The sequence below is a fragment of the Solwaraspora sp. WMMD937 genome (assembly GCF_029581175.1).
GTDB lineage: Bacteria > Actinomycetota > Actinomycetes > Mycobacteriales > Micromonosporaceae > Micromonospora_E.
This window is the reverse complement of record NZ_CP120738.1, coordinates 2257270-2274381: the sequence shown is the minus strand read 5'-3', so window position 1 is coordinate 2274381 and position 17112 is coordinate 2257270. Positions and strand designations below refer to the sequence as shown.

14 protein-coding genes and 2 pseudogenes are annotated in these 17112 nt (G+C 66.7%); 8 read left to right on the top strand and 8 right to left on the bottom strand.

Annotated elements, in window-relative coordinates; translation table 11 throughout:
* Positions 1 to 31: 31 nt before the first annotated feature.
* The 3 genes from O7621_RS09830 to O7621_RS09820 form a co-directional block, all read right to left on the bottom strand.
* The gene (locus tag O7621_RS09830) at positions 32 to 244 is read right to left on the bottom strand and encodes a DUF397 domain-containing protein (RefSeq protein ID WP_282233678.1); all 213 of its coding nucleotides are present in this window, start codon (positions 242 to 244) and stop codon (positions 32 to 34) included.
* 24 nt (positions 245 to 268) lie between these two features.
* Positions 269 to 541, bottom strand: coding sequence for a Scr1 family TA system antitoxin-like transcriptional regulator (locus O7621_RS09825; protein ID WP_282234531.1), 273 nt, complete (start codon positions 539 to 541; stop codon positions 269 to 271).
* 70 nt (positions 542 to 611) lie between these two features.
* A complete protein-coding gene (locus tag O7621_RS09820) occupies positions 612 to 2117 on the bottom strand; it encodes an aldehyde dehydrogenase family protein (protein ID WP_282233677.1) in 1506 nt (501 codons plus the stop codon).
* 76 nt (positions 2118 to 2193) lie between these two features.
* On the opposite strand from O7621_RS09820, the gene O7621_RS09815 reads away from it, so the two are divergent.
* The 5 genes and pseudogenes from O7621_RS09815 to O7621_RS09795 all read left to right on the top strand — a co-directional run.
* Positions 2194 to 2529, top strand: a complete 336-nt coding sequence (locus O7621_RS09815) for a metalloregulator ArsR/SmtB family transcription factor (RefSeq protein ID WP_282233676.1) — start codon at positions 2194 to 2196, stop codon at positions 2527 to 2529.
* Between the two features lie 28 nt (positions 2530 to 2557).
* Positions 2558 to 3043 (top strand): SRPBCC domain-containing protein, encoded by a 486-nt coding sequence (locus tag O7621_RS09810; RefSeq protein WP_282233675.1) that lies wholly within the window; start codon positions 2558 to 2560, stop codon positions 3041 to 3043.
* Positions 3044 to 3149: 106 nt separating this feature from the next.
* Positions 3150 to 4043 (top strand): enoyl-CoA hydratase/isomerase family protein, encoded by an 894-nt coding sequence (locus O7621_RS09805; RefSeq protein ID WP_348775312.1) that lies wholly within the window; start codon positions 3150 to 3152, stop codon positions 4041 to 4043.
* A 325-nt stretch (positions 4044 to 4368) separates the two neighbouring features.
* Complete coding sequence (locus O7621_RS09800) at positions 4369 to 4725, top strand: helix-turn-helix domain-containing protein (RefSeq protein WP_282233674.1); 357 nt, start codon at positions 4369 to 4371, stop codon at positions 4723 to 4725.
* A gap of 206 nt (positions 4726 to 4931) precedes the next feature.
* A pseudogene (locus tag O7621_RS09795) lies at positions 4932 to 5108 on the top strand (VOC family protein); the annotation flags it as partial.
* Positions 5109 to 5229: 121 nt separating this feature from the next.
* On the opposite strand, the gene O7621_RS09790 reads toward O7621_RS09795, so the two are convergent.
* Positions 5230 to 5847 (bottom strand): DUF4291 domain-containing protein, encoded by a 618-nt coding sequence (locus O7621_RS09790; protein WP_282233673.1) that lies wholly within the window; start codon positions 5845 to 5847, stop codon positions 5230 to 5232.
* 196 nt (positions 5848 to 6043) lie between these two features.
* Between O7621_RS09790 and O7621_RS09785 the strand changes: the two genes are divergently transcribed.
* Positions 6044 to 6565, top strand: a complete 522-nt coding sequence (locus O7621_RS09785; RefSeq protein WP_282233672.1) for a hypothetical protein — start codon at positions 6044 to 6046, stop codon at positions 6563 to 6565.
* Positions 6566 to 6949: 384 nt separating this feature from the next.
* On the top strand, positions 6950 to 8386 hold the full coding sequence (locus tag O7621_RS09780; RefSeq protein WP_282233671.1) for a gamma-aminobutyraldehyde dehydrogenase: 1437 nt from the start codon (positions 6950 to 6952) through the stop codon (positions 8384 to 8386).
* On the opposite strand, the gene speB is transcribed toward O7621_RS09780, so the two are convergent.
* Complete coding sequence (gene speB, locus O7621_RS09775) at positions 8387 to 9397, bottom strand: agmatinase (RefSeq protein WP_282234529.1); 1011 nt, start codon at positions 9395 to 9397, stop codon at positions 8387 to 8389. It lies immediately after the preceding gene.
* A 380-nt stretch (positions 9398 to 9777) separates the two neighbouring features.
* Positions 9778 to 10603 (bottom strand): annotated as a pseudogene (locus O7621_RS09770) (IS5 family transposase).
* 473 nt (positions 10604 to 11076) lie between these two features.
* Between O7621_RS09770 and O7621_RS09765 the strand changes: the two are divergent.
* Positions 11077 to 14049, top strand: a complete 2973-nt coding sequence (locus O7621_RS09765) for a hypothetical protein (protein ID WP_282233670.1) — start codon at positions 11077 to 11079, stop codon at positions 14047 to 14049.
* Positions 14050 to 14096: 47 nt separating this feature from the next.
* On the opposite strand, the gene O7621_RS09760 is transcribed toward O7621_RS09765, so the two are convergent.
* Both O7621_RS09760 and O7621_RS09755 read right to left on the bottom strand, forming a co-directional pair.
* Positions 14097 to 14741 carry a hypothetical protein gene (locus O7621_RS09760; RefSeq protein ID WP_282233669.1) on the bottom strand — a complete coding sequence of 215 codons (645 nt, stop codon included), beginning with the start codon at positions 14739 to 14741 and terminating at the stop codon, positions 14097 to 14099.
* A gap of 201 nt (positions 14742 to 14942) precedes the next feature.
* Positions 14943 to 16235 (bottom strand): GNAT family N-acetyltransferase, encoded by a 1293-nt coding sequence (locus tag O7621_RS09755; RefSeq protein ID WP_282233668.1) that lies wholly within the window; start codon positions 16233 to 16235, stop codon positions 14943 to 14945.
* Positions 16236 to 17112 lie beyond the last annotated feature (877 nt).

Sequence of the window (17112 nt, the reverse complement as noted above, 5' to 3'; positions counted from 1 at the left end):
CGCCACCGCGCGACAGGCTACCGCGCTCCGGCTACGTGGCCGGACCGCGCAGCGCGCCACCCCGGACATCGGCGACGAACCGCCCGAAGTCCGTCGCGGTGAAGGCGAGCACCGGGCTTGCCGGGTCCTTGGAATCCCGTACGCCGACGGTCCCGCCGAAGACGGCGACCTCGACACAGCTGCCGTTGCCGCTGCTGTAGCTGCTCTTACGCCAGCCCGCCCCGGTGAGATCTGCTGTGGACATGCGGTGCTCCTTGCCAGCGACGCGTCAGGTCAGCCCGTCGGCGACCTCGGCGATGAACGCCCGGGAGTCGTCGCAGCCGAGCGCATCCGCCCGCAGGTCGTCGAAGACAAGGTTATAGCGGGCGACGCCGGCCGGCTTCTCCACGTAGAGGTCGCCGGCCTCGTTCTCGACGTAGGCCACGTCGGCGTCGGCGGTCTCCGGGAAGGTCAGCACGGTGAACGGCCCGGTATTGCAGGCATATGCGCCCTGAGCGAACGGCAGGACCTGCAGCCGTGCGGTCGGCTCGAACCAGCGCAGCTCGGCGGCGTCGTACCGCTGATCGGTGCCGACCTGCTGGCCGTCGCCTGAGCGGGCGTGCGAACGGTGGTCAGAGGTCGAGTCCGGTGAGGACCATCACCCTGGGCTCGGTGTAGTCGTCCATCGCGCTGCGGACCCCTTCCCGGCCGACACCGCTGCCCTTGACCCCGCCGTACGGCATCTGGTCGGCCCGGTACGACGGCACGTCACCGACGATCACCCCGCCGACAGCGAGCGTGCGGTGCGCGGTGAAGGCGGTCTGCAGGTTGTGGGTGAACACGCCGGCCTGCAGCCCGTACGCCGAGTCGTTGACCGCCGCGAAGCCGGCCTCGTCGTTCTCCACCCGGTCCACGACGAGCACCGGGCCGAAGACCTCCTCGGTGAGCACCTTCGCGCCGGCCGGCACCCCGGTAAGCACCGTCGGCGGGTACGTAGCGCCGTCGCGCCGGCCACCGACCTCGATCGACGCCCCGGCGGCCACCGCCTCGTCCACCCACGACTCGACGCGTATCGCGGCGTCCTCGCTGATCAGCGGCCCGACATCGGTGGCGTCGTCGGCCGGGTCGCCGGCCCGCAGCGCCCGAACGGCGGCGACGAGCCGGGGCAGGAAGCCGTCGTAGAGCCATTCGTGCACGTACACCCGCTGTACGGCGATGCAGCTCTGCCCGGCCTGATAGTTGGCGAAGGTGGCTATCCGCTGCGCCGCCTGAGTCAGCTCCTCGTCGCCGGTCCAGTCCTCGCAGATCACCGCGGCGGCGTTGCCGCCCAGCTCCAGGGTGACGTGCTTGTCCGGCACTGAGCGGCGGATCAGCGCGCCGACCGGCCCGGAGCCGGTGAACGACACCACCGGCAGGCGCGGATCGGCGACCAGGTCGCCGGCCCGGTCGTTCGGCACCGGCAGGACCGAGACCATGCCGGCCGGCAGCCCGGTGCCTGATCCGGCGGGCGCTCCGGTGTGTGGGCCGTGCGGCTCGGTGACCTCGGCGATCAACTCGCCGAGCAGCAGCGCGGTCAACGGGGTCGCCGGTGCCGGCTTGACGATGATCGGCGCGCCGACCGCGATCGCCGGGGCGACCTTGTGCGCCACCAGGTTCAGCGGAAAATTGAACGGCGAGATGCCCAGCACCGGCCCACGCGGCACCCGCCGGACCACCGCCATCCGGCCGGCGGCGGCCGGGTCGGTGTCCAGGCGCTGCAGGTCACCGGAGAACCGCCGGGCCTCCTCGGCCGCCCAGCGGAATGTGGAGACGGCGCGCGCCACCTCGGCGCGCGCCCACTTGATCGGTTTGCCGTTCTCGGCGGTGATCAGCCGGGCGATCTCGTCGGCCCGCTGCGCGAGCCGGGCACTGATGTGGTCCAGTGCGCCCGCCCGGCGGTACGCCGGCAGCGCGGCGGCCTGCGGCGCGACCTGGTGCGCGGCGGCGACGGCCCGCTCGACCTGGCCGGGCGTGGCATAGCTGGTCTGTCCGACCAGCCGACCGTCGTACGGGTGGTGCACGGCCAGTGGCGCGTCACCGTGCGCCGGCTCGCCGGCCAGCCAGAACGGCATACGCGGGGTCGGGTCGGCGTGGTCCATCCGGCCAGCCTAGGCCAGTGATCCAGACACCCGATGAGCTTGACAATATACAACCGATCGGTTGTATATTGGCGTGGTGATCGAGGAGAGCGCGGACCGGGCGGACGCCATGTTCCACGCGCTCGCCGACCGCACCCGGCGCGACATCCTGCGCCGGGTGCTGGCCGGGGAGCACTCCGTCTCAGCGCTCGCCGCCAAGTACGACATGAGCTTCGCCGCCGTACAGAAACACGTCGCCGTGCTGGAGAAGGCCGGTTTACTGATCAAACGACGCAGTGGTCGCGAGCAACTGGCCAGCGGAGACGTGCAGGCGGTGCGCTCGGTGGCGTCCATGCTCGCCGAGCTCGAACACATCTGGCGTGGCCGCATCGCGCGCATCGACGCGCTGATTGCAGCTGATCCGGATGGGTAGTCAACGATTCCGACGGAAGGACCGAACAATGCCCGTGACCGACGTCCAGCAGGACCTTGACAACCTGACCCTGACCATCACGGCGGACTTCGCCGCGCCGGTGGAGCGGGTCTGGCAGGTCTACGCCGACCCTCGCCAACTGGAGAAGGTGTGGGGACCGCCGACGTACCCGGCGACCGTGGTCGACCACGACCTCACGCCCGGCGGACGCGTGACCTATTACATGACCGGCCCGGAGGGCGACAAGCATGCCGGATACTGGCTGATCACGGCCGTGGACGAGCCGACGAGTTTCTCCTTCGAGGATGGCTTCGCGGACATGGACTTCAATCCACTGTCGGAGATGCCGACCTCCCGGAACACCTACACCTTCGCCGAGCACAACGGCGGCACCCGGGCGACCTACGTGGGCAGGTACGAGTCCGCCGAGGCCCTGCAACAGGTGCTGGACATGGGCATGGTGGAGGGCTCCACCTCGGCGATCAACCAGATCGACGAGCTACTCGCCCGCTGACCCACGGGAGACCGGGCGACCGGCTCTTGATTCTGCGGTAGGTGGTGTTCGCAATGATCCGTGGTACCCGGAAAGTGCGTTCTTGTGGCGCGGATCCGCCCGCCGGATGATCGGTACGTGTAAGGAACCTGCACGTCTACCGGCAACCGATCGGATCGATACCATGCACCTGCCTGAGTACTCGTCGCTGCACGTCCACATCACCGACGGTGTCGCCACCGTGGCGCTCGATCACCCGCCGGTGAACACTCTGAACGGAACGATGATGCTCGATCTGCACGATCTGCTCGGGCGGTTGCGGGCAGACGACTCCACCCGCGTCATCGTGTTCGAGAGCAGCCACGACGAGTTCTTCCTGGCCCACGTCGACTTCGGGATCTTCGACAGCTACCCGGCTCTGGAGGCAGTCAAGAAGGACTACCCGCACGTGAACGTTCACCAGGGAATCGGGGAGCTGCTGCGCAGCCAACCGCAGATCACCATCGTCAAACTGGCCGGCATCGCCCGCGCCGGCGGTGCGGAGTTCGTGGCCGCCGCTGACATGGCGTTCGCCGGCTCGGAGCGCGGAAAAATCGCGCAGAGCGAGGTCCTGCTCGGGATTCTCCCCGGCGGCGGGGGAACCCAGTATCTGCTCGAGAAGGCCGGACGCAACCGCACACTCGAAGCGGTGCTGGGGGCCGACCTGTTCGACGCGGAGACCGCAGCGCTGTACGGATGGATCAACCGTGCCGTTCCCGACGCCGAACTCGACGCGTTCGTGGCCCGCATCGCCGGCAACATCGCGGCGCTCGACCCTGGTGTGATCGAGGGGGCCAAGCGTGCTGTTCCGGCGGCAGATCTGACCTGCGGCCTGAACGTGGAGCACGACGAGTGGAACCGGCTCGTCAGCGGCGACGCGCCGGCCAAGAAGATGAAGCTCGCCCTGGATCGGGGCCTCCAGAGCACCGGACCAGAGCGTGAGTTCGAGGGCTTCCTGCGCAGAGTCGCGGCCGACATCTGATACCGACGCGCGGTGCGAGCACCCTTGGCGCGGAAGCCGACTGATCCGGTCTCGTCCGGCAGCTGCGGACGCCCCGACGCTGAGGGTGCTCCACCCGGTGCGCTGGTCGCCCAGGATCCGTCGAGGGCGGTGCGCCCACAGGCTCACGGTCTGAGCGACATAGCTCACGAACCTCTTCAGGGGTTCCCGACCGATGTGTAAGTTCCTTCCAGATACCGACCTGGTGGGCCGAGACCTCAGGTCCAGAAACACATCTCGGCGTACCAGATCGATCTTGGAAGGGATACCGATGACCGCAACGGCACCCAGGTCGACTCCGCGGTTCGTGGCGGACTGCCCGACTCGGCCGATCCTCGACCAGGTCGCCGACAAGTGGACGATGATGGCCCTGACAGTGCTCGAGGAGCCCACCCGCTTCAACGAGATCCGTCGGCAGCTGGAGGGCGTGACCCAGCGCGTGCTCACCCAGACTCTCCGACGTCTGGAGCGCAACGGTCTGGTGGTTCGCCGTGTCCTCGAGACCTCGCCGGTCGGGGTCGAGTACTCCCTCACCACCTTGGGCGAGTCTTTCCGCGAACCGTTCACCCGACTGTACGAATGGGCCCTGACCCACAGCGACGAGATACAGGAGGCTCAGCGCACGTTCGACGCCAGAGTCGCTCGACCGGACCATCGGAACTGAATCGCACGTCGCAAGACTGTCCGGCACTCGGTCGGAGCCCTCTTCGCGGCCGGTGACCACACCGGGCAGGGTCGCCGTGGGCGGCACCCGGGCGACCTACGCCAGCGGATACGAGTCCGCCGAGGCGCTGCAACAGGTGCTGGACATGGGGGTGGTGGAACTCCACCTCGGCGTTCAACCAGATCGACAATCTGCTCACCACACCTCAGCCCGGCATCGGCACGGCCATCTGGCTCCACGCCACAGACGTACAGGACATTCACGATGCTCTCGTCGCCGACGGTCACACCATTGTCTCCGCGCCGATTGACGGCCCGTTCGGCCAGACCTTCACCTTCGCCGACCCCGACGGCTACCGGATCACTCTGCACGACTGCGGCTGACGAACCCCGGACCCCCATGATGCGTCCGACGACCTGATGCCACAGGTGCATCCTGATGCACCTGTGGCATCAAGCTCAACCAGTACCCACCTGCTGACGTGCTCGATCCCGTCCTGCGGTATCAGCAGGTCGCCGCCGGTGTCGGGTCGGCGCCGATGACCGCCGCAACCCCGGCCGGCAACGGATAGACCCGCTCGGCCGGCAGCAGGGCACCAGCACCCGCGTCGTCACCAGCGGCAAGCCGGTCACGCACAGCGTGCGCCAGCCCGGTCACCTCGGTGATGGCGACGGTCCACTCGTCGACGTACCGGCCGACTGCTTCGCCGGACAGCCCCACCTGCAGCGACCGGTACGGCAGCGGCCCGAGCCGCAGCGACCGCTCAGGATCCCACTGCACCCGCACCGGGCTCGTCCTCACCCGTCGCGCCCACGTATCGCGGTCCGGGTACAAGCTACGGTCGAAGTGGCTCAGGCACGCTGCCGCCAGCGCCCACTCGAACCCGCTGCGCCGAATCTCGACCGCCAGCACCCGCTCCTGACCGGGCTTGGACGCCCACCCGCACCGGTACATCATCCACAGGAACGACGGCTTGATCCACGTCATCCGGTCCCGCTTGAACGGTGCCACGAACCGCCCGTTCGCCAACGCCGGCACAGCGATCTCCGCCGGATACGCCTGGTACACCGTGACGGTGTCGGCGGTGTACCGAGCCCGAACCTGCCGATGACGAGCGTCCACGCATGAGATCATCCCCGATACTGAGGCACCGCCGCGATGCCGGCACGTCGCCGATCAGGGCAGTTGCCCGACGCGCTTTGGGGCATCATCATCGGGCGATGCTGGACATTGAGTCCCAATGGTGACCGTCGGCCAGGACGGCGTTTCATCTCCCAAGCCCTTGACGCCACGCGCCCCCTGGTGGGCCCTGCACATCGTGACACTGGTTGCTGCGGCCTGCCTGCTCTGGGCATTCAGTGTTCCCGGCTTCTCGTTCTTCCTGGTGTTCGGCGCGGTGCCCGTACTCGGGCTGGCCGGCTTGGCCTGGGTCGTCTGGGTGGTGATGTTCGGGGTACAACGGCGGCGGTGGTCCTGGTCGTTCCTGCCGGCGCCGATCATCGTCGCGCTCGCGCTGGCGCTGCTCGTCGCGGGCGTGCCGCTGCAGGCCCGCTGGGCGATGAGTCGCAGTGCGTTCGAACAGGCGGTCGCGACTCTGCCCGCCGGCGAAGACTGGTACCTCGTCCCGGCACCGTCCACAATCGGCTCCTACCGGATCATCGCCGCCTACCACGTGCCCGGCGGAGTCGTGTTTCAGGAGGCGAACGGCAACCTGTTCGACGACGCCGGGTTCGCCTACCTGCCCGAAGGACCAACTCCGGCCCTGGAGAACGGCTCCTTCGAGTCCCCGGTCTTCCAGCATCTCGGAGGTGCCTGGTACCGCTGGACCGCAAGCTGGTAGACGAACAGCACGATGCCGGCGTCGCTCAGAGCCGCGACAGGAACTCCTCGATCGCCGTACCGACGTCGCCCGAGGGCCTGGGCGTAGGCCCGCAGCGGCCCGGGTGGCGGCCATCGAGGTGAGGTGTACGCACGTCAAAACGCGAGTACAAGGTGCGTACGCCTCACCTCGATGCGGGTGCCGCTGGCGGCGTCGGGCACGGCGAGACCGTGCCGGACCAGCCGAGCGCTGGTCCTGTCGTCACGATCAGTTCCAGGCAACGCGCGCACGGAAACAGTTGCCGTACCTCTTGTCTGCTGCGATTTCGGTCGCGAAGATGGCTCGTAGCTGGCGGATACCTCATCCTCCCTGATCCAGGCCGAGCCGACGTGCGGGAGCCGAACGATGACCGACAAGCAGACTCTGCGCAACTTCGTCGACGGCGGCTACGTCGAGCCGGTCGACGGCGGCTACCAGGACCTGGTCGACCCGTGCACCGGCGAGGTGTTCGCCCAGTCACCAACGTCCGGCCCCACCGACGTCGACCGGGCAATGTCGGCCGCCGCGACGGCCTTCGACAGCTGGCGGGACACCACCCCGGCGCAGCGGCAGCTGGCCCTGCTCAAGCTCGCCGACGCGGTCGAGGCCCGCGCCGCCGACCTGGTCGACGCCGAGGTCCGCAACACCGGAAAGCCGCGCCAGCTGACCGCCGACGAGGAGCTGCCGCCCAGCGTCGACCAGCTCCGGTTCTTCGCCGGGGCGGCCCGGGTGCTGGAGGGCAAATCGGCCGGGGAATACCTGGCCGGGCACACCTCCTACGTACGCCGGGAGCCGATCGGGGTCTGCGCGCAGGTGACGCCCTGGAACTACCCGCTCATGATGGCGGTCTGGAAGATCGCCCCGGCGCTGGCCGCCGGCAACACGGTGGTGCTCAAACCGTCGGACACCACCCCGCTGTCCACCCTGCTGCTGGCCGAGATCGCCGCCGAGTTCCTGCCGCCGGGCGTGTTCAACGTGGTCTGCGGCGACCGGAACACCGGCCGGACGCTGGTCGCCCACCCGACCCCGGAGTTCGTGTCGATCACCGGCTCCACGAGGGCCGGCATGGAGGTGGCGGCCGCCGCCGCACCCGACCTCAAACGCACCCACCTGGAGCTGGGCGGCAAGGCACCGGTGGTGGTCTTCGACGACGCCGACGTGGCGGCGGCGGCCGAGGCGATCGCCGGCGCCGGTTACTTCAACGCCGGGCAGGACTGCACCGCGGCGACCCGGGTGCTGGCCGGGCCGGGGGTGCACGACGACTTCGTCGCCGCGTTGGCCGAGCAGGCCCGAGCGACGAAGACCGGGCTACCGGACGAGCCGGACGTGGCGTACGGGCCGTTGAACAACGCCGACCAGCTGGGCCGGGTCACCGGCTTCGTCGACCGGCTGCCGGACCACGCCCAGCTGCACACCGGCGGCGTACGGGTCGGCGACCGGGGCTACTTCTACGCCCCGACGGTGGTCGCCGGGGTACGCCAGCCGGACGAGATCATCCAGGACGAGGTGTTCGGGCCGGTGATCACCGTGCAGCGCTTCACCGACGAGGACGAGGCGGTCCGGTGGGCCAACGGCGTCCGGTACGGCCTGTCCGCCTCGGTGTGGACCCGCGACCACGGCCGGGCGATGCGGATGACCCGCCGGCTCGACTTCGGCTGCGTCTGGGTCAACACCCACATTCCGATCGTGGCGGAGATGCCGCACGGCGGGTTCAAGCACTCCGGCCACGGCAAGGACCTGTCCATGTACGGGCTGGAGGACTACACCCGCGTCAAGCACGTCATGCACGCGATCGAGGACTGACTACGCCCCTGCACCGCGACCGTCGAGCAACGGCTGGGTCGGATCCCACGGCGGGCCGCCAGCGGCGGCGTCGCGGCGGCGCCGGGCGATCGCCGACAACGCCTCCAGCACGACCCGGTTGCCCAGGTACGCGGTGACCTCGGCCTGGTCGTACGGCGGTGACACCTCGACCACCTCGACGCCGACCACCGGCAGGTCGTAGCAGCAGCGCCGGACCGCGTCGAGCAGCTGCCGGCTGGTCAGCCCGCCCGGCTCTGGGGTGCCGGTGCCCGGCGCCATCCCCGGATCTACCACGTCCACGTCGACGGACAGGAACACCCCGGCGCAGCCGTCCACCGCAGTCCGGCCTGCCTCGGCCAGGCATACGTCCAGGCCACGGGCCACGATCTCGGTCATCTCGTACGAGCGCATCCGCTGCCCGGCCATCCAGGCCAGGGTGTCCGGACCCGGCCAGTAGCCGCGCAGCCCGATCTGCAGGAACCGGTCGCCGCGTACCGCCCCGGACTCGATGAGCCGGCGCATCGGCTGGCCGTGCCCGTACAAGGAGCCGAACTCAATGTCCCCGGTGTCGGCATGCGCGTCGAAGTGGACCAGCGACACGTTGCCGAAGCCCAGGTGCCGGGCCACCCCGGTGGCGTCCGGCAGGGCGATCGAGTGGTCGCCGCCGAGCACCACCGGGATCGCCCCGGTGCGGGCCACCGCGTACACGGCGGATTCGAGCGCGCCCAGCGACCGTTCGATGTCGCCGGCGAACATCTCCACGTCACCGGCGTCGACCACCCGCAGGTCGCGCAGCGCGTCCACGCGCAGCGCCAGCGACGGCCGGGACCCGTCGTGCGGCAGGTAGCAGGCCTGGCGCAACGCCGCCGGACCGAACCGGGTGCCGGGGCGGTGCGAGGTGCCGCCGTCGAACGGCGCGCCAACGATCACCACGTCCGCCCCGGCGAAGCCGGCGGGATCGGTCAGGTCGCACGGCGGTACGCCGAGGAACGTCAGATTCGGACCGTACATCGCCCCGTACCGCCCAGTCACTGGCAACCGTAACCGGTGGGCGCAGCCCTAGGAATTTTGACAAGCGCCTCCAACAAAGCTCTCGACCTCCCGTGACCGCCTGCTCCAGTCCGATACCCCGGCGCAATCTCGGTGAATTTTCGTCTAAACATATCAAAGGGATCGACACATAGGCACCGATCTGCAAACTCAGGGTGACCGCTGCCCTGAACTGGCCTGCCGCCGAACTCAACTTGCCCGCCCTGGCCGATTCCGGCGGCGAAGCTCAGGCCGCTGCATTAACCTCGGCCCTTCGTTAAGGGGTGTCCAAGGACTGGCCCAAAATGAAGAAGTACCTTCTGATCAGGGCAAATAGGGCTTGTCAAGAGTCCAATGAGCTCCTAACACGATCTTGGGGTTGCCTGTTCCGTGAGGCGGCGCCAGCAGATCAGAGCGCATCCGAGGCTAACGAGAGCGTCGTGGAGGTCGAGGTGGCGTTCCCAGCGGATGGCCAGTCGGCGGAACTGGTGGAGCAGGGCGATGCCCTGCTCCACCACGTAGCGCAGCTGCCCAGGCCCTTGATGTGCTTGTGGCCGCGTTGCGGGATGATCGGCTCGGTGCCCCTGTGGCGGCAGGCGGTGCGGAACCCTGCGCTGTCGTAGCCCTTAGGACGGGGAGCCGTCGGCGTGGTCGACCGGGGGGCCTGCGATGGGTGATACCGCGTCGAGCAGGTCCACGGCCTTGCTGATGTCGGGGACGTTGGCGCCAACGACGACGGTGCCGGCGCCGGTGGTGAGCGCCGCGAGTGGAGTGCCCGCTCCGTCGGTGATCACATGGTACTTGCTGCCGGGTTTGCCGCGATTGACCGGGGATGGGCCGGTGCCGTCGCCCCCATTTCGCGTCGATGTGTCCGCCGTCGATGATCGCTCTGGACCGGTCGATGCGGCCGTGGGCGTTGAGGTCGGAGAGCAGGAGTTGGTGGAGCCGGTCGAACACGCCGGCGTCGGTCCAGCGGCGTAGCCTGCGCCAGTAGGTCATGCCGGAGCCGAGGCCCAGTTCCCGGGGCAGGTCCTCCCAGCCGATCCCGGTGTGGAGGACGAACAGAATGCCTTGCAGGCAGAGTCGGCCGGGTACCGGTCGTGGTCCAGGTGATCGTTGTGGCCAGGGCGGTAGTAGCGGCTCGATCAACTCCCACAGGTCGTCATCGACGATCCTCGGCTTGGTCACGCCGTGTGGAACGAACCAGATCCACCGCCGTCACGCTAGCCACCATCGATCAACAAGATCGTGTTAGGAGCTCTTAATGATCAACGACCAAGATCAGCAACAGCATCCGAAGTTTGCGCCAGAGCCACGATTGAGGCGGTGTTGACAACCCTGGCGGCCCTGCACCTGACCCACTTCGAACACAAGTACCTGCCCGAAAGTCGGTGAGATCACTTCGTTGATCCATCAACCCCAAGTGTCAGAAGGTTGACTCGAAGTCAGAACCCTGGCCTGCTCGCGTCGTCCACACCAGCCGAGGGGATCCTCAAAGCGCAAACGCTCGACCTGCGGCTTCTCGGCCTTTCGGGCACGCCGTAGGACCATCCTGGGCTTCTCAAGTACGGACAGGGTGGATCGATGGGCCGCTACGTCGCCTGGTCCGTGATACGAAGACCTGATCGACGGGCTCGCATGCCGCCTCCACAATGGGCAACATGGGCACGCGCAGAGTACGGATAGCATCTCTGGCGGTCACATTCGTGGCCGCGCTCGCGCTAGGTGTGGTGGCGGTGGTCTTCGGCCGAGAAGACCTGGAAGTGGTGAGTTGGCTAGCCGGTATAGGCAGCTTCCTCGCCGCAGCTGCGACTCTCGCGCAAGGCACGGCGGGCGGGCGGGCAGCACACGTCGGGCACTCCATCCGAGCTTGGCTCGGCGGGATGATCCGCAATGTGAAGATTGCCGGCCAGAGTGCCGGCGTGAGGATCACCTCAGTCATTTGGAGCACCGTCGAGCGCATAGACATCAACGGCGAGACTCCCCTGCCGCCCGGACCGGACGACCCCACCATGCCCGGCAAGAGCACGGCGCCGAAGGCGGATCGCCGTGGATCAGAACATGGGGTTCCGGCGGCACCAGCTGCGGTTGCCGAGGCGACTGGCCGGGCCCAGGTGCGGGTCCGCAACGGCTTGATCAGCAGAGATGAGCAGTTGCGCCGAGTTGTCGCAGGCATCCGAACGGACATGTCGGGGATCTTTGTCGTGCTTGGTGGACACGGCATGGGAAAGTCCGCCTTCCTGCAACAGCTGCGGGAGGACCTGCGTCGGGAGCTCCCAGGCGTCGACATTCTGCCGGCCTCCTTGGACGTCTCGTTCGTCGGGCGCGGCCTAGACGAGACGTACAGCGGCCAGTACGGTGCTGCAGCCACAGCCGCCTCACTCCACCAGGTGCTGAACAAGTCGGCTAAGCTACTCGAAGACCTTGTCAAGGATGTCATCGAACGTTTCGGCGGATTCATCGCCGCAATGGAGAAGTCAACGACGGTGGCCCAGGCCATGCCCCCGCAGCGGGTGGTCATCCGGGCCGGCGGCTTCCGTACCAATACCAGCAATGTCAAGGTCAACGTGGGGGCCCAAGCTACCCCAATTGAAGGGCAGAGCCCCGAGGAACGACTACGCAACGCCCAACTGCGAATCGACAGGGCATTCCTTGCAGACTGGACAACGTGGCGGGCCGGTCGGCCGACAGTGTTGCTACTCGACGGCTTTGAGACGCTCATTGACGATGCAATGGGACACTGGTTTGTGACGCTCGCGGCCCAGATGCCTGACACTGCGGTCGTGCTGCCGATGATACCCAGGGAATACAACCAGCACGGGCGCAGCGTCTTGGACCCGGAGCGGACCGAGACGCTTCCCCTGTTCACGCCTCCCGAGGTCAACGCCTACCTGCAGTCCCACTTCGGCGACGATCTCGATCCCGAACTGGCTGAGGTCGTCTGGGACTTCACGAGCGGACACCCGTCCGGGCTCAACCTGGTCATTCATCTCATTCGCGAGCGGGGCACGGAGGCGACTCGGCCTAGCGAGCTACGGAAAGTGCTGGCTCAGGTCACGACCGAGGGCGACCTCGACCCTGCCAAGCTCGTTAGAAAGGTGATCATGCCGGATCGGAATCCCGGAGTGTGGCGAACGGTCGAGACTGCGGCGCTGCTGAACACCTTCGACGTTCCCATGCTCTGTCACCTGATGAGGGACGCCGAACCGGCAATGGATAGCGCCGCTATCAGCAAGGCCGTCGAGCGGATCAACAGTCTGGGTTTGCTCGATCCCTTACCGGTGGCCGGGCGGTTCCGCCTGCATGACTTTATCCGGTCGAGGTTATCGGACGACGTACGGCAGTTCCAACCGGCCAGGTGGGTGGACGTCAACCGACGCGCCGCAGCCTATTTCTACGACCTGACCACCTCGTTGGAGGGCACGACCGATCGGCCGTACGGCTCATGGCTAAAGTACGAAAATCCGACCTGGCAGATGTGTGAGTCGGATTGGTTGTTCCACTCGGCGCAACTGCCCGATGAGCGATCACTGACCCGCACGCAGTTCGTCGTGCTCTTCATGGAGGCCTTCTGGTGGTGGGGACTCTACATCGACTTCCCGTTCTGCCACCGACTGCTGGAGAGCTGGGGACGTACGATCCGGGACGACCGTGACCGTTTACTAATGGACCAGTTGATCCGGTTCCAAGACAACTATCCACCGGGTGCGACCAAGCCTCCCGGCGTGCACTGGGAGGAGGTCCGACATGCGCTCCGGACAATAGGTGACCTCTGCGGGTTGCGCCAGGGGTGGCGCAACCCCAATCTCAGCGAGAAGACCCAGGGTGTCCGCCGCAACGCTCGGCTCTACCTGCAACTGTTCACCGCACATGCACACTGGTACAACGAGAATCCTGGCCGAGCCGAGAGTTATTATCGCAGTCTGGAGCCGGAGTTCGTCGAGCTCGGCGATCGAGTCTCCCTCTCGTACTTCTACTTCGAGTGGGCTGACATTGCCAGAGCTGCGGGGGACCCTACCTCGGCAGCAGCCCACATCAGGGCGGCATGCGCCCAGATGCGGATCCTGGTCGACGATGGCGAGGAGGACCCAGAGCTCCAAGCCAACCTGCATCGTTGCCTCGGTGATCTGTTTTGCGTGGACGATCCCGTCACGGCTGCACAGGAGTACGGCCGCGCTGTACTGCACGCGTTCTTGCTGCAGCAGGTGACCAACACTCTCGACGACTCGGTGAACCCGCCCGATGAGTACACCCAACGGTTCTACCAGGAGATGAGCCAACTGGCGGCGGAGAAGGCAGCAGCGTGGATCGGCCATACTGAGCAGGAGGCTCTCATCGCGGCACTGGTGGAACCCTTCGGGGGGCACGTGCCGGAAGCATCGCTGGTCGAACAGTGGCGCTACCGGCCAGGGCTTGCGTCCGGAGCGGAAGCTGCATCGCGAACGGCCGCCTTGGCGGAGCTGGCTCAGGATCTGTTTCCGAGCGCCCCGGCGAATACAGACCTTCACCGGCGTACATCCGATTTCACAGACTACTGGGCGAATGTTACCGAGGGCGTGGACCGGAACGCGTCGCTCGACCTGGACCGGATCGACTGGCTGGCTGGCCGGATCCCGACGGATCCAGTTGACTGAGGTTTTCAGGCCGGGGCATAATCGCCGCGTAGCGGCCAAGGGGCCAGTCAGCTCAGCTCCAGCCTTTCGGACAGCCATGCGGCCTGCCAGCGCCGTTCCGCGTCGTAGCGGTCGCCCTCGGCGCTAGGCGGCCGGGTCTGCGCGGCCCGTGCGGCAACGTATCCGAGCGCAGCCACCGGATATTCGCCTGCCATGTCGACGGCGTCAACGAGGAGTCCGCACACTCGGGCGGCGATCAACCGACCCGCTCGGGCAGCCGCCTCCTGTCGGTTCAGCGCGAGTTCGCGCACATCGGCGGTCACCCAGGTGCTGCTCTGCGGATCGGTCAAGTGCTGTGCGACGTCGCGCAGCGATCCGTCGTCCAGCTCACTGCACTCGTATGCCGCATGCGAGGCGACTCGACCTATGCAGGACCGGGCAAAGGACTCTGCCGCCCCGGCATCCCATGCGTCGACACGCACGGACAGTCGACCGCGCGGTGCCAACACCTTGCGGCCAATCACCGTGACCGGACCGTCGAGTTCCACCTGCCACAGCTCCTCATGCAGCCAGTACGGCAGGTCGGTGACCCGGCAGGCGTGTAGACCACGCTCGCAGGGCACGATGTCAGGCTCATGGAGCCAGTCAGTCGTCCAGTGCTTCCCGGAAAAAGGTCCGGCTCCGCCGCGAGTGAGGAACTTGTAGTACCTCATGCGGCCGGCCCCGCCACCAAGTCGAGCAACCACGCCGGCGCGGGCCGCCCGGGCATGGTGGATAGACCGGCCCGCATCCCACCCAGCTTGTGTAGATGATCGAGACACGGTGGGCAAACCAGCAGGTGCATCTCCACGAGCTCTCGCCGGGCAGGGCTCACGGCGCCATCGAAAAGACGGCCAGTGAGTCCGACCACTGTGTCACAGCGCAGGAAGTCGTCCATCCTTCTCCTCCTCGTAGATCTCGCGGTCGATGAGCGCGACAATCTCGGTACGGGCTGCGGCGAGCATGCTGCGGTAGTCCTCCTCGGCGAGGCCGGTGATCTCGGTCGCTTCGTCGAGTCGCAGGCCGGCGACATCGGACAGGACCACGACTACCCGAGGCAGCGGCGGCAGCCGCCGTACGGCCGGTGCGAGGCGCCGGGTCAGCATCCGGTCGGAGGTCCATCGAGGCGGATCAGTCGCCCACCAACCGGCCCACGGTTCGTCCTCGCCCGCGAACCACCAAGCGAGCACGTCGGCGTCGGCCGGGTCCGGTGAGACGTGAAACAGATCAGCGTCGTCCAAGGCGTCAACCAACTCGGCGAGCACGGCCGTCTTCAGCCGGGCGGGTAGATCGTCGGCCGTGCGATCAATCACCCGCCGCCACGTCTCGTCAAGTACGGCCATGGCCCTCTCGTCAACGGCAAGCATATCGAGCGCGACGGCCGTAACGGGGTAGTCCCTCCGTACGAGTTCGGCAGCGACGTCCAGCGACGGGATCTCCATGTACCTATGGGGTGGGATCAGCTCTGGCGTGGGACCGCACCGGTCGATCATGGCGAGCAGAGCGTTGAACAAGGGGTCGTCGTGGACCTCGGGGCCCTCCGCCGACACGTAGTATTCGGCTACGAAGGCTCGCAGGGTCGTGCCGGGGAGACGCTGATCGCCGGGCCAGACAGCGAGAAGCATACCCGGCACCCGTTCGGCGTCAGGACGCACTCGAGGCTGGGCAAAGGGGACTGGTACCAGGTTGAAGCCCTGGCGCTGATAGAACCGAAGGCGGGCAGCAGGATCACCGTACATCGTTGCGTCGTGGTGCCGTGGATCCTCGACCTCAGCGATGATCGCGCGTGTCCCTGTACGCTCCCGCCACACAGGCAGCCAGCGTTCAACCATCGCCCTCCCGATCCCACCGCCACGGGCCCCTGGTCGGACCGCCAGGTAGCTGAGCAGCAGGGCATCACATTCGTCAAGCACGTCGACCACGATGGTGCCGACCGGCTCGTCGCCATGCAGGGCCACGGACATGTGCGCCGTGCCGTCGGCTACTCGACCAGCGAGTTCGTCCAGTCCATCCAGCTGGTCCGCAGGAAGACTCGGTTCGAGAATCTCGGAGTATGTCCGGGTCAGCAGTTCTAGGTGTTGGCCGCCAGCGACCTCCCGGAACTGGATCTGGCTCGTCGATTCGGCGGCAGAGGGAGTGTTCACTCCAATATAGTCGATCGCCGCCACGACCAGCACAACCAGCCGAACGCGTGAAAGCGACGCTCGCACGATCCGGCGTCATCGCTGCTGGCGCTGCGGCAAGCTCGTCTCCTTCGGACAGCGACCCACCATCGGATGGCCGTTCCCACGTCGCCTTCGACGGCAAGCTACCCGACCGCGGCCGGCTCAGCGAAGCCACGTGTCTGTCATGGGTGAGCGGTCGTCTTCCGGTACTCAGCTCAGGAGGCGCTGCGGCTTCGTCGTGACCACGCAGGCAGTCGCCGGCCCATGAGACTGCCGCCGCCCGGGACCGCCGAGACCTCCACCTTGAACTGAAGGGAAGCGAAGCCATCCGTCAAGGTCAACCGCTCCAACAGACTGCACCCACGCAGATGACCGCAACGGTCTTTCAGGTGCAAATCAACACAAAGAGTTGGCTAAGTATTGCTTTCGCATTTGATTCATTCAGCTATTATTTACCCGCCACCCCAACCGACACATGAGCCCGAGGACAAGAATGGAATCGACGAACGGCAACCAAAATGGAGATTCCAAACAAATCGACAGACAATCAAAAAGCATCTACGGATCTCATCTCACATTAAGAATAGTGAGGATTGAAAAGAGAGCCCATCTCGCCGAGATCGGAACTATCCGCCAATTTCTTGTCGACCTAGTGACAGGAATTGGCATGCGAATACTAGGCGGCCCACTAGTAAGCGCCGAGTCGGGGCGCGGCGACCTAGACGGATACTCGGGGGTGGTGCTGCTATTCGAATCGCATGCCGCCGTTCACACCTACCCCAAGCGAGCCGAAATCTTTCTTGATGTATTTTCATGCAGATCATTTGCGCCAGACGCAGTCTTGGTCATATGCAATGAATACTTCGGATCATACCTCGTC